This window comes from Pseudomonas sp. MWU13-2105, assembly GCF_023242315.1.
GTDB lineage: Bacteria > Pseudomonadota > Gammaproteobacteria > Pseudomonadales > Pseudomonadaceae > Aquipseudomonas.
Genome location: NZ_JALLIY010000002.1, coordinates 186960 through 198657, shown reverse-complemented (window position 1 = coordinate 198657; position 11698 = coordinate 186960). Strand labels below are relative to the sequence as shown.

The window sequence follows — 11698 nt, the reverse complement described above, 5'->3', positions numbered from 1 at the left end:
CCCATGGACCTGGTACTCGACCTGCTCGCCACGGTATCGCGTTGGAGCCGCAGCAACCTGTCGGAAATCGCCCTGGCGCTGGTGGGCTGCCTGCTGGTGCTGTTTGGCGCGGACATCAAGGGTTGGATCGATCAGCGCCTGGGCAGCATTGCTGGCGCCTTGCGCGTACCGCTGCTGGCCCTGCTGTGCATGATCGGCAGCGGCGCGGCCTTGATCTACGCCACGCCCTGGGTGGTGCGCGGCTTGAGCCAGTTCAACAACTACAGCCTGGCGCCGGTGTTGTTGGTGGTGCTGGTGTTGATCGGGGTGGTGGCGGATCGGCGCTGATTGGAAAACGCCGAAACCTGTAGCTCGATTGCCAGCAAAGCTTTTAGTAGTCTTGGGGGATTCTTCGCGGCGGTGCGGCGATCCACAAGCTCCGCCCCCACAAGTTCTGTATTCGACCACTCATCTATGGCACAACAGGAATCCTGTGGGAGCGGAGCTTGCCCGCGAAGCTCTTGGCGGCCTTGAGGGCCCCATAGCCGGCAAGCCGGCTCCACAGGGGTTGCGCGGCGTCCGACGCGCCTCAGCGCCTCAGCGCCTCAGCGCCTCAGGCCAGCTTCTCGAACTTCAGGTCCCAGACCCCATGCCCCAGCCGCTCGCCACGGCGTTCGAACTTGGTGATCGGACGCTCGGCCGGACGCGGCACGCATCTGCCGTCTTCGGCCAGGTTGCGATAACCCGGGGCAACGTTCATCACTTCCAGCATGTACTCGGCATACGGCTCCCAATCGGTGGCCATGTGCAGGATCCCGCCGACCTTCAGCTTGCTGCGCACCAGCTCGGCAAACGACGCCTGGACGATACGGCGCTTGTGGTGCCGGCTCTTGTGCCACGGATCCGGGAAAAACAGCATCAGCCGATCCAGGCTGTTGTCCGCCACGCAGCGGTTGAGCACTTCAATGGCGTCGCAGTCGTAGACCCGCAGGTTTTTCAACCCCTGGGTCAGCACGCCATTGAGCAGCGCGCCAACACCCGGACGATGCACTTCGACACCGATAAAGTCCTGCTCCGGCGCCGCCGCCGCCATTTCCAGCAGGGAGTGGCCCATGCCGAAGCCGATTTCCAGCGAGCGTGGCGCCGAACGGCCAAACACCTGGTCGAAATCCACCGGCGCATCGGCCAGCGGCAGGACGAACAGCGGCGTGCCCTGCTCCAGGCCCTTCTGCTGGCCTTCGGTCATGCGCCCGGCGCGCATCACGAAACTCTTGATACGGCGGTGTTGGCGCTCGTCACCGGCTTCCGGCTGGAGCGGCGTGTCGTTCGATTCAGTCATCAAAGGCTCTTACTTGATCAGACCATCCAGCGGCGAGGAGGCGCTGGCATAGAGTTTTTTCGGCATGCGCCCGGCCAGGTAAGCCAGGCGGCCGGCAACGATGGCGTGTTTCATGGCTTCGGCCATCAGGATCGGCTGCTGGGCGTGGGCGATGGCCGAGTTCATCAGCACCGCTTCACACCCCAGTTCCATGGCGATGGTGGCGTCGGAGGCGGTACCGACACCGGCATCCACCAGCACCGGGATCTTGGCTTCTTCAAGGATGATCTGCAGGTTGTACGGGTTGCAGATCCCCAGCCCGGTACCGATCAGACCGGCCAGCGGCATGACCGCGATGCAGCCGATTTCCGCCAGTTGCCGGGCGATGATCGGGTCATCGCTGGTGTAGACCATCACGTCGAAACCTTCCTTGACCAGCACTTCGGCGGCCTTGAGGGTTTCGATCACGTTGGGGAACAGGGTTTTCTGGTCGGCCAGGACTTCCAGCTTCACCAGGTTGTGACCGTCCAGCAGCTCACGGGCCAGGCGGCAGGTGCGCACGGCTTCGATGGCGTCGTAGCAACCGGCGGTGTTCGGCAGGATGGTATAGCGATCCGGCGGCAGGATATCCAGCAGGTTCGGCTCGCCCGGGTTCTGCCCGAGATTGGTCCGGCGCACCGCCACGGTAACGATCTCGGCGCCCGAGGCCTCGATGGCCAGGCGGGTTTCTTCCATATCGCGGTATTTACCGGTACCCACCAGCAGACGGGACTGATAGGTACGGCCGGCCAGCACGAAGGGCTTGTCGCTGCGAACAGTGCTCATTCGGAAATCCTCTTGAAAGGTTGAGGGCTTGCAGGGTGGATCAGGGCATGGGACCGCAGGGGCGATTAACCGCCGCCGATAGCGTGTACCACTTCGACCTGATCGCCTTCACGCAGGGCGGTATCGGCATGCTGGCTGCGCGGAACGATATCCAGGTTCAGCTCCACCGCCACCCGCCGCCCGACCAGGTCGAGCCGGGTCAGCAGCGCCGCGACGGTCTCGCCATCGGGCAGTTCAAAGGGTTCACCGTTCAATTGAATGCGCATGCGCCGGGCTGCCATCATTTTTAGGGGTCAGCATTCTAGCCCGATCAGTCCGGGCGACCCAAGCCATTCGTCGACCTGGCGGTCAGCTCAAGCCGCCTGCAGGCGCCAGGCGGCCAGACCGAGGCAGAACCAGCCGATCAGGAAGCCCAGGCCACCGAACGGGGTGATGATGCCCAATTTGCCGATACCGCTCAGGGTCAACAGGTACAGGCTGCCAGAGAACAGGATAATCCCGATGGCGAACGCAGCCCCGGCCCAGGTGACCAAACGCCCCGGAACATGGGTTGCCAGCAAGGCGACGCCGAACAGTGCCAGGGCATGCACCAGCTGATAGGTCACGCCGGTGTGGAAAATCGCCAGGTACTCCGCGCTCAGGCGGTCTTTCAGGCCGTGGGCGGCAAAGGCACCGAGGGCGACGCCGGTAAAACCGAAAAAGGCGGCCAGCAGCAGAAAACCACGCAACATGACGAACTCCATTCAGGGGGCACAGGGTCTGTATAATGGCCCGCTCCCACGCCCCGGCCAAGCCATCTCTATGTTGCAATTCCTTTTCCGCCGCCTTGTCACCGCCCTGAAATGGTTCGCCATCGGCAGTGTGTTGCTGGTGCTGCTGTTTCGTTGGGTGCCGCCGCCCGGTACCGCGTTGATGGTCGAACGCAAGATCGAGTCCTGGACCGACGGCGAGCCCATTGACCTGCAACGCAGCTGGCGTCCGTGGGAGCAGATCTCCGACGAGCTGAAAGTCGCGGTGATGGCCGGTGAGGACCAGAAATTCCCCGAGCACTGGGGTTTCGACTTCGATGCGATCCAGGCCGCCTTCGAGCATAACGAGCGTGGCGGATCGATTCGCGGCGCCAGCACCTTGAGCCAGCAGGTATCGAAGAACCTGTTCCTGTGGTCCGGCCGCAGTTATTTGCGTAAGGGGCTGGAGGCCTGGTTTACCGCGCTGATCGAGCTGACCTGGCCCAAGCAGCGGATTCTCGAGGTGTACCTGAACAGCGTCGAGTGGGACGACGGCGTGTTCGGCGCGGAGGCGGCGGCGCGGCATCACTTCGGCGTGAGCGCGGCGGGCTTGTCGCGCCAGCAGGCCAGCTTGCTGGCGGCGGTTCTGCCCAATCCGCGGGAGTGGAGCGCCAGTCATCCAAGCACCTATGTGGCGCGCCGGGCCGGCTGGATTCGCCAGCAGATGAGCCAGTTGGGTGGCGATGAGTATCTGGTGGGGTTGAACAACTCGCGCAAGGCGCCCTGGGCGTTATAAAAGTTATCGCTGCGGAGCCTGTGCTGCCGTCTTCGCGGCGGTGCGGCGATCTGACAAGCTCCGCTCCCACAAGTTTTGTGGCGCATACAAAATTGGCGTACAACTCGGTCCACTGTGGGAGCGGAGCTTGCCCGCGAAGAGGCCCGCAATAACCCAACATGACTAGCAGCCTGTCACCACCTCAAACAAAAACGCCCCGATCGGATCGGGGCGTTTTTCATTGCTTCAGCGCTTACGCGGCAATCGACAGCTTCAGCTTGTTCATCGCACTCTTTTCCAACTGGCGAATCCGCTCGGCGGAAACGTTGTACTTCTGCGCCAGGTCGTGCAGCGTGGCCTTCTCTTCCGCCAACCAACGCTGGTAGAGAATGTCGCGGCTGCGCTCGTCGAGCACTTCCAGGGCTTCATGCAGGTTGCTGTTGGAGTTTTCGCTCCAGTCGGCATCCTCCAGTTGACGCGCCGGGTCATACCGGTGGTCTTCCAGGTAGTTGGCCGGAGACTGGAAGGCACTGTCGTCGTCGGCTTCCGCCGCCGGGTCGAAGGCCATGTCCTGGCCGGTCAGCCGGCTTTCCATCTCGCGCACTTCACGGGGTTCCACGCCGAGGCTTTCGGCCACGCGGTGGACTTCCTCGTTGTTCAGCCAGGCCAGACGCTTTTTCTGGCTGCGCAGATTGAAGAACAGCTTGCGCTGGGCCTTGGTGGTGGCCACTTTGACAATGCGCCAGTTGCGCAGGATGAACTCGTGGATTTCCGCCTTGATCCAGTGCACGGCGAACGACACCAGGCGCACACCCATTTCCGGGTTGAAGCGCTTCACGGCCTTCATCAGGCCGACGTTGCCTTCCTGGATCAGGTCAGCCTGGGCCAGGCCGTAGCCGGAATAGCTACGGGCGATATGGACGACAAACCGCAGGTGGGCGAGCACCATCTGCCGAGCCGCCCCCAAATCCTGCTCATAGTAGAGACTCTCGGCCAGTTCACGCTCCTGCTCCGGCGTCAGCAATGGAATGCTGTTCACCGTGTTCACGTAGGCTTCCAGGTTCGCACCCGGGACCAGCGCGTAGACAGGTTGCAAAGAAGTGGTCATACGAAAAAACCTCCGACTCACATAACTCGTGCAGTGATGCACTGCGAAAATTGACCGGGAACCGTAGGACAAGTTCCCTAAACCACCAATACGGTCAATACAAACGAAACCACATTAATCTGACATTAACTACTTCGGTGCCAGCTCACGTAAATGCCGTGCGACCGCAATCCAAGCACCGATATACCCCAAGAGCACCGCCCCAAGCAACAGGGACAGACCATCGGCAACCGGCACACCGGCCAGGGCGAAATCACTGCCGTAGAGACCGGCCAGCCCGACCACCGCGTCATTCAGCCAGTTGAGGCCGTAAGCCAGCACACCCCAGGACAAAAACCCGGCACCAAAGCCGTAAAGCGCGCCCATGTAAAGAAAAGGCCTACGCACATAGCTATCAGTGCCTCCGACCAGTTTAATCACTTCGATCTCGGTGCGGCGGTTTTCAATATGAAGACGAATGGTATTGCCTATCACCAAAAGTAATGCAGACACCAGCAGCACCGTCAGGCCGAAGACAAACCGGTCGCCCAGCTTGAGGATCGCCGCCAGGCGCTCGACCCAGACCAGGTCCAGTTGCGCCTGCTGCACCTTGGGCAACTCGGCCAGGCGCTGGCGCAGCGCTTCCAGGGTCGCCTTGTCGACTTCGTTCGGCGTCACCAGCACCACCCCCGGCAAGGGGTTCTGCGGCAATTCCTTGAGGGCTTCGCCCAGGCCCGACTGTTGCTGGAACTCGTCCAGGGCCTTTTCCTTGCTGATGTACTCGGCATCCGCCACGCCGGGCATGGCCTTGACCTGCTCGCTGAGGTGCTCGCCTTCGGTCGGGCTGGCATCCAGTTGCAGGTACAGGGAAATCTGCGCCGCGCGCTGCCAGGAGCCGCCGAGGCGCTCGACATTGTTCAGCAGCAGCGACAAGCCCATGGGCAGGCTCAGGGCCACGGCCATCACCAGGCAGGTAAAGAAGCTGCCGATCGGCTGCTTGCCCAGGCGCCGCAGGCTGTCCACCAGGCTGGCGCGATGACTTTCGATCCAGGCGTGCAGCAGGGTACTGAAATCCGGGCCGTCGTCTTCGTCGCGCTTTTTCTTCGGCGGCTGCGGGTCGGAGGCCTTCGGCGCGACGCGTTCGGCTACTTTCGGACTGCGGGTCGCACTCATACGCCAGCCTCCCCGTCGCCGATCAATCGGCCACGTTGCAAGGTCAGCATGCGGTGACGCATGCGGGCGATCAGGGCCAGGTCGTGGCTGGCGATCAGCACACTGGTGCCCAGGCGGTTGATGTCTTCGAACACACCCATGATTTCCGCCGCCAGGCGCGGGTCGAGGTTACCGGTGGGTTCGTCCGCCAGCAGCAGCGCCGGGCGATGGACGATGGCCCGGGCAATACCGACGCGCTGTTGCTGGCCGGTGGAGAGGTCGCCGGGGTAGAGGTCGGTCTTGTCCGACAGCGCCACGCGTTCCAGGGCCGAATCCACCCGCTTGACGATCTCGGCCTTGGACAGGCCGAGGATCTGCAACGGCAAGGCGACATTGTTGAACACCGTGCGATCGAACAGCAACTGGTGGTTCTGGAACACCACGCCGATCTGCCGGCGCAGGAACGGAATCTGTGCGTTGCTGATCTGGCCCAGGTCCTGCCCGGCCAGCAGCAGTTTGCCGGTGGTCGGACGCTCCATCGCCAGCAGCAGGCGCAACAGGGTACTTTTGCCCGCGCCGGAATGTCCGGTGACGAACAGGAATTCACCACGACGCACCCGAAAGCTCAGTTCATGCAAGCCGACATGCCCGTTCGGATAGCGTTTACCGACCTGTTCGAAACGAATCATGAATGCTCCCGCTCGGCGAAAAGGGCCTGGACAAAGGGTTCGGCTTCGAAGGTGCGCAGATCGTCGATCCCTTCGCCGACGCCGATGTAACGAATCGGCAGGCCAAACTGCTTGGCCAGGGCAAAGATCACCCCGCCCTTGGCGGTCCCATCGAGCTTAGTCAATGCCAGGCCGGTCAGCTGCACCGTCTGGTTGAATTGCTTGGCCTGGTTGATGGCGTTCTGCCCAGTACCGGCGTCGAGCACCAGCAGCACTTCGTGCGGCGCCTCTACGTCGAGCTTGGCGATCACCCGGCGAACCTTCTTCAGTTCTTCCATCAGGTTGTCTTTGGTGTGCAGGCGACCGGCGGTGTCGGCGATCAGCACGTCGATACCGCGCGCCTTGGCCGCCTGGACCGCGTCGAAGATCACCGAGGCCGAGTCGGCACCGGTGTGCTGGGCGATGACCGGGATCTGGTTGCGCTCGCCCCACACCTGCAATTGTTCCACCGCCGCCGCGCGGAAGGTGTCGCCCGCCGCCAGCATGACTTTCTTGCCGTCGAGCTGCAGCTTCTTCGCCAGCTTGCCGATGGTGGTGGTCTTGCCGGCGCCGTTGACGCCCACCACCAGGATCACGAAGGGTTTCTGCTGCGAAACGATGTTCAGCGGCTGCTCGACCGGTTTGAGCATCGCGGTCAGCTCGGCCTGTAGCGAAGCATAGAGCGCGTCACTGTCGGTCAACTGCTTGCGGGCGACCTTCTGGGTCAGGCTCTGGATGATCACCGAGGTGGCTTCGACGCCGACGTCGGCGGTCAGCAGACGGGTTTCCAGTTCATCCAGCAGGTCGTCGTCGATGGCCTTCTTGCCCAGGAACAGGCTGGCCATGCCTTCGCCGATACTGGCGCTGGTCTTGGACAACCCCTGCTTGAGACGGGCGAAGAAGCCGACCTTGGTCTCTTCGGAAACCGGCTTGGCCGGCTCGGCGACCACGGGTTCAGCCAGCGCAACCGGCGCAGGCGCAACCACTGGCGCAATGACTGGCGCTGACACCGGTTCGGCGACGAACGGCTCAGACGCCGCCGCTTCAGCGACAGCCACGGTGGCAGTCACCGGGATCGGCGGAGTGATATGCACTGCCTGGACATCCTCGACCAGAGCCACCGGCTCTTCGGCCACAGGCAAGCTCAGCCAGGGCTCATGCACCGGGGCGACCGGGGCGACAGCCGGCGTTTCAGCCACCGCGACATTGACCGGCACCGGCTCAGTGGTAACCGGCAACGCCTCGCTCACTGGCGCGGGCGTGGCCTCGGGGGTCGGTTGTGGCTGTTCGACGACGGCTTCCTGCGGTTTTTTACGCAGCCAGCCGAACAGGCTTTTTTTCTCGCCAGCCGGGGCTGGGGTCTTCTTGTCGTCGTTGGAACCAAACATGGAGGACGGCTATCTCACGGTAGCGACGCGCCAAGGTGGCGCTTCGGCAAATAATATTCTGATGCGCAACAGACTGCCTTTTGACCAGATTGTTCGCGCGCAACGCAGTATCCTAGCACCTCCTCGCCCGCCGACGCTAAGATCACGCGGGCCGTACTACAGGTTTGAAAACGAATGAATGCTCTAGCCCGCCGTGCCGCTGGCCTGTTGCTCGGCACGCTCTGTCTGCCCCTGGCCGCCTTGGCCGCCGACCCGCAACCGACCCACGAATTCTCCCTCGATAACGGTCTGAAGGTCGTGGTCCGCGAGGATCACCGCGCCCCCGTGGTGGTCTCGCAGATCTGGTACAAGGTCGGCTCGAGCTACGAGACACCTGGCCAGACCGGCCTGTCCCATGCCCTGGAACACATGATGTTCAAGGGCAGCGCCAAGGTCGGCCCGGGCGAAGCCTCGCTGATCCTGCGTGACCTGGGCGCTGAAGAGAACGCCTTCACCAGCGACGACTACACCGCGTATTACCAGGTCCTGGCCCGCGACCGCCTGGGCGTGGCCCTGGAACTGGAAGCCGATCGCATGGCCAGCCTGCGCCTGCCGGCCGACGAGTTCAGCCGGGAAATCGAGGTGATCAAGGAGGAGCGCCGCCTGCGCACCGACGACAAGCCCATGGGCAAGGCCTTCGAGCGCTTCAAGGCGATGGCCTACCCGGCCAGCGGCTACCACACGCCGACCATCGGCTGGATGGCCGACCTCGACCGGATGAAGGTCGAGGAGCTGCGCCACTGGTACCAATCCTGGTATGTGCCGAATAACGCCACCCTGGTGGTAGTGGGCGACGTCACCCCGGACGAAGTCAAAAGCCTGGCCCAGCGCTATTTCGGCGCCATCCCCCGGCGTGACACGCCGCCGGCGAAGATCCCGCGGGAACTCGACGCGCCCGGCGAACGCCTGATCACCCTGCATGTGAAGACCCAACTGCCGAGCCTGATGCTCGCCTTCAACGTGCCAAGCTTCGCCACCGCCGAAGACAAGCGTGCGGTCAGCGCCCTGCGCCTGATCGCCGCCCTGCTCGACGGCGGCTACAGCGCGCGCCTGCCGTCGCAACTGGAGCGCGGCGAGGAGCTGATCTCCGGCGGCTCGTCGAGCTACGACGCCTACACCCGCGGCGATACGCTGTTCCTGCTCTCGGCCACCCCCAACAGCCAGAAGAACAAAACCCTGGCCGACACCGAGACCGGCCTCTGGCGCCTGCTGGAGCAGTTGAAAACCCAGGCCCCAAGCGCCGAAGAGCTGGAGCGCGTACGTGCCCAGGTGATCGCCGGCCTGGTCTACGAGCGTGACTCCATCACCAGCCAGGCCAGCGCCATCGGCATCCTCGAAACCGTCGGCCTGTCCTGGAAAATGATGGACACCGAACTGGCCGACCTGCAAAGCGTCACGCCGCAGGACCTGCAGAACGCCGCCCGTACCTACTTCACCCGCGAGCGCCTCAGCGTCGCCCATGTATTGCCCGAGGAGAGCGCCCAATGAGTCAGTCCAAGGGGCCACGTTTCGCCCTGCTCGCCCTGACCCTCGCCATCGCGGCGGGCGGTATCGGCTTTTATCTGTTCGATTCACGCAACTCCCAGGCCAGCCAGGCCCTGGACGCGGCCAAGGCCGGCCACAAGCTGCAATCGCTGGCCGAGCTGGACGGCAAGGCGCCGGCGCACCGCACGCTGAATGTGCAGACCTGGAAAACCGCCGAAGGCGCCAAGGCGCTGTTCGTCGAAGCCCATGAACTGCCGATGTTCAACCTGAACCTGACCTTCGCCGCTGGCAGCAGCCAGGACGGCGACGCGGCGGGCCTCGCCACGCTGACCAACGCCATGCTCAACGAAGGCGTGGCCGGCAAAAACGTCGGCGCCATTGCCCAGGGCTTCGAAGGCCTCGGCGCCGACTTCAATAACGGCTCCTACAAGGACATGGCCATTGCTTCGCTGCGCAGCCTCAGCACCCCGGACAAACGCGAGCCGGCACTGAAACTGTTCGCCGAGGTGGTCGGCAAGCCGACCTTCCCCGCCGACTCCCTGGCGCGGATCAAGAACCAGTTGCTGGCCGGCTTCGAATACCAGAAGCAGAACCCCGGCAAGCTGGCGAGCCTGGAATTGTCCAAGCGCCTGTATGGCGATCACCCCTACGCGCACCCTAGCGAAGGCACGGCACAGAGCATCCCGCCGATCAGCCTGGAACAGCTGCGCGCCTTCCATGCCAAGGCCTACGCGGCCGGCAACGTGGTGATCGCGCTGGTCGGCGACCTCACGCGCAGTGAAGCAGAAGGCATCGCCGCCCAGGTTTCCAGCTCCCTGCCCAAGGGCCCGGCCTTGCCGAAGATCGCCCAGCCGGCCGAACCGAAAGCCAGCATCGGACATATCGAGTTCCCGTCCAAGCAGACCACCATCCTCATGGCCCAACAGGGCATCGACCGTACCGACCCGGACTATGCGGCGCTGTCCCTGGGCAACCAGATTCTCGGCGGCGGCGGTTTCGGTACCCGCCTGATGAGCGAGGTCCGCGAAAAGCGCGGCCTGACCTATGGTGTCTATTCGGGCTTCTCGCCGATGCAGGCCCGCGGCCCGTTCCAGATCAACCTGCAAACCCGCGCCGAAATGAGCGAAGGCACGCACAAGCTGGTGGACGAGGTGGTCTCCGACTACCTGAAAAACGGCCCGACACAGAAGGAACTCGACGACGCCAAGCGCGAAATGGCCGGCAGTTTCCCGCTCGCCAATGCGAGCAACAGCAGTATCGTTGGCCAACTGGGCCTGATGGGTTTCTATGACCTGCCGCTCGATTACCTGGAAAACTTCGTGCAACAGACCCAGGCGCTGACCATCGAGCAGATCAAGTCGGCGATGAACAAACACCTGAGTGTCGACAAGATGATCGTCGTCACCGCAGGGCCCACGGTGCCGCAAAAGCCCCTGCCGCCACCGACTGACAAACCCGCCGAGCAGCCGCTCGGGGTTCCGGAGCATTAATGGCCAGCCCATCGCGTCCCAGCAAGAAACCCGCTCACCCGCATAACGGCGTGAATCAACTGCGTATCATCGGCGGCGAATGGCGCAGCCGACGCCTGAGCTTCCCGGATGTCCCGGGACTGCGTCCAACCCCGGACCGGGTGCGCGAAACCCTGTTCAACTGGCTGGCGCCCTACGTCGCCGGGGCCAAGGTGCTCGATCCGTTCGCCGGCAGCGGTGCCCTGTTCCTCGAGGCCCTGTCCCGCGGCGCCGTCATGGGCCAGGCGCTGGATGCCAGCAACCTGGCCGTGGCCAACCTGCGCGAACACCTGGGCACCCTGCGTTGCAGCGTCGGCCAAGTGCAGACCGCCGACGCCATGCGCTACCTGGAAACCCACGCGGCCACGGCCTTCGACCTGGTGTTCCTCGACCCGCCGTTCAACCAGAACCTGCTGCCCGGCATCTGCGCCCTGCTGGAAGAACGCCAGTGGCTGGCCGACGACGCCTGGATCTACACCGAAAGCGAAACCGCGCCCTCGGGCCTCGGCCTGCCGGGCAACTGGCGCCTGCACCGCGAGCAGAAGTCCGGGCGGGTCTACTACGCGCTGTGGCAACGCAGCGTAGCCAGCCAGTAATGTGAGCCTCAAGGGCGGTTCGAGCCTCGGACCGCCCTCACTATCCCGCTACCGCCCGCTCCTCTGTCCGCCGGATCAAGGTATTCCTTTGCAACTCAAAAGGATCCCTGA

13 protein-coding genes are annotated in these 11698 nt (G+C 63.6%); 5 read left to right on the top strand and 8 right to left on the bottom strand.

The window, feature by feature from the left end:
• Positions 1–3: 3 nt before the first annotated feature.
• A complete protein-coding gene (locus M5B96_RS03630; RefSeq protein WP_060781995.1) occupies positions 4–327 on the top strand; it encodes a DUF3392 domain-containing protein in 324 nt (107 codons plus the stop codon).
• A 265-nt stretch (positions 328–592) separates the two neighbouring features.
• On the opposite strand, the gene trmB is transcribed toward M5B96_RS03630, so the two are convergent.
• The 4 genes from trmB to M5B96_RS03610 form a co-directional block, all read right to left on the bottom strand.
• Positions 593–1318, bottom strand: coding sequence for a tRNA (guanosine(46)-N7)-methyltransferase TrmB (gene trmB / locus M5B96_RS03625; protein WP_248795118.1), 726 nt, complete (start codon positions 1316–1318; stop codon positions 593–595).
• 9 nt (positions 1319–1327) lie between these two features.
• The gene (locus tag M5B96_RS03620; RefSeq protein WP_100944605.1) at positions 1328–2122 is read right to left on the bottom strand and encodes a thiazole synthase; all 795 of its coding nucleotides are present in this window, start codon (positions 2120–2122) and stop codon (positions 1328–1330) included.
• Positions 2123–2187: 65 nt separating this feature from the next.
• Positions 2188–2388, bottom strand: coding sequence for a sulfur carrier protein ThiS (gene thiS, locus M5B96_RS03615; protein WP_248795117.1), 201 nt, complete (start codon positions 2386–2388; stop codon positions 2188–2190).
• Between the two features lie 87 nt (positions 2389–2475).
• Positions 2476–2853, bottom strand: a complete 378-nt coding sequence (locus tag M5B96_RS03610) for a DUF423 domain-containing protein (protein WP_248795116.1) — start codon at positions 2851–2853, stop codon at positions 2476–2478.
• Positions 2854–2923: 70 nt separating this feature from the next.
• On the opposite strand from M5B96_RS03610, the gene mtgA reads away from it, so the two are divergent.
• Entirely contained in the window at positions 2924–3646 is a 723-nt protein-coding gene (gene mtgA, locus M5B96_RS03605) for a monofunctional biosynthetic peptidoglycan transglycosylase (RefSeq protein ID WP_248795115.1), read from the top strand.
• Between the two features lie 232 nt (positions 3647–3878).
• Here the strand turns inward: mtgA and rpoH are convergent, their stop codons facing one another.
• The 4 genes from rpoH to ftsY all read right to left on the bottom strand — a co-directional run bounded on the left by rpoH (position 3879) and on the right by ftsY (position 7959).
• Positions 3879–4733, bottom strand: coding sequence for an RNA polymerase sigma factor RpoH (gene rpoH, locus M5B96_RS03600; RefSeq protein WP_100944601.1), 855 nt, complete (start codon positions 4731–4733; stop codon positions 3879–3881).
• A gap of 129 nt (positions 4734–4862) precedes the next feature.
• Entirely contained in the window at positions 4863–5885 is a 1023-nt protein-coding gene (gene ftsX / locus M5B96_RS03595) for a permease-like cell division protein FtsX (RefSeq protein ID WP_248795114.1), read from the bottom strand.
• Complete coding sequence (gene ftsE, locus M5B96_RS03590) at positions 5882–6553, bottom strand: cell division ATP-binding protein FtsE (RefSeq protein WP_040071500.1); 672 nt, start codon at positions 6551–6553, stop codon at positions 5882–5884. Before ftsE ends, ftsX begins: the two co-directional genes overlap by 4 nt.
• Entirely contained in the window at positions 6550–7959 is a 1410-nt protein-coding gene (ftsY, locus tag M5B96_RS03585; RefSeq protein ID WP_248795113.1) for a signal recognition particle-docking protein FtsY, read from the bottom strand. Before ftsY ends, ftsE begins: the two co-directional genes overlap by 4 nt.
• A 174-nt stretch (positions 7960–8133) precedes the next feature.
• Between ftsY and M5B96_RS03580 the strand changes: the two genes are divergently transcribed.
• Genes M5B96_RS03580 through rsmD form a run of 3 tightly spaced genes read left to right on the top strand, consistent with a single transcriptional unit; the run spans position 8134 to position 11587 of the window.
• Positions 8134–9486: a M16 family metallopeptidase gene (locus tag M5B96_RS03580; protein ID WP_248795112.1), complete on the top strand. Its 1353-nt coding sequence runs from the start codon at positions 8134–8136 to the stop codon at positions 9484–9486.
• Positions 9483–10973 (top strand): M16 family metallopeptidase, encoded by a 1491-nt coding sequence (locus tag M5B96_RS03575; protein WP_248795111.1) that lies wholly within the window; start codon positions 9483–9485, stop codon positions 10971–10973. The genes M5B96_RS03580 and M5B96_RS03575 overlap by 4 nt, the downstream gene beginning before the upstream one ends.
• Positions 10973–11587 carry a 16S rRNA (guanine(966)-N(2))-methyltransferase RsmD gene (gene rsmD / locus M5B96_RS03570; protein ID WP_248795110.1) on the top strand — a complete coding sequence of 205 codons (615 nt, stop codon included), beginning with the start codon at positions 10973–10975 and terminating at the stop codon, positions 11585–11587. Before M5B96_RS03575 ends, rsmD begins: the two co-directional genes overlap by 1 nt.
• The last annotated feature ends 111 nt before the right edge of the window (positions 11588–11698 follow it).

Bases quoted from the DNA above. Each gene is read 5' to 3' on its own strand.
- M5B96_RS03630 (WP_060781995.1), top strand. From the start codon at position 4: ATGGACCTGGTACTCGACCTGCTCGCCACGGTATCGCGTTGGAGCCGC.
- trmB (WP_248795118.1), bottom strand. From the start codon at position 1,318: ATGACTGAATCGAACGACACGCCGCTCCAGCCGGAAGCCGGTGACGAG.
- M5B96_RS03620 (WP_100944605.1), bottom strand. From the start codon at position 2,122: ATGAGCACTGTTCGCAGCGACAAGCCCTTCGTGCTGGCCGGCCGTACC.
- thiS (WP_248795117.1), bottom strand. From the start codon at position 2,388: ATGCGCATTCAATTGAACGGTGAACCCTTTGAACTGCCCGATGGCGAG.
- M5B96_RS03610 (WP_248795116.1), bottom strand. From the start codon at position 2,853: ATGTTGCGTGGTTTTCTGCTGCTGGCCGCCTTTTTCGGTTTTACCGGC.
- mtgA (WP_248795115.1), top strand. From the start codon at position 2,924: ATGTTGCAATTCCTTTTCCGCCGCCTTGTCACCGCCCTGAAATGGTTC.
- rpoH (WP_100944601.1), bottom strand. From the start codon at position 4,733: ATGACCACTTCTTTGCAACCTGTCTACGCGCTGGTCCCGGGTGCGAAC.
- ftsX (WP_248795114.1), bottom strand. From the start codon at position 5,885: ATGAGTGCGACCCGCAGTCCGAAAGTAGCCGAACGCGTCGCGCCGAAG.
- ftsE (WP_040071500.1), bottom strand. From the start codon at position 6,553: ATGATTCGTTTCGAACAGGTCGGTAAACGCTATCCGAACGGGCATGTC.
- ftsY (WP_248795113.1), bottom strand. From the start codon at position 7,959: ATGTTTGGTTCCAACGACGACAAGAAGACCCCAGCCCCGGCTGGCGAG.
- M5B96_RS03580 (WP_248795112.1), top strand. From the start codon at position 8,134: ATGAATGCTCTAGCCCGCCGTGCCGCTGGCCTGTTGCTCGGCACGCTC.
- M5B96_RS03575 (WP_248795111.1), top strand. From the start codon at position 9,483: ATGAGTCAGTCCAAGGGGCCACGTTTCGCCCTGCTCGCCCTGACCCTC.
- rsmD (WP_248795110.1), top strand. From the start codon at position 10,973: ATGGCCAGCCCATCGCGTCCCAGCAAGAAACCCGCTCACCCGCATAAC.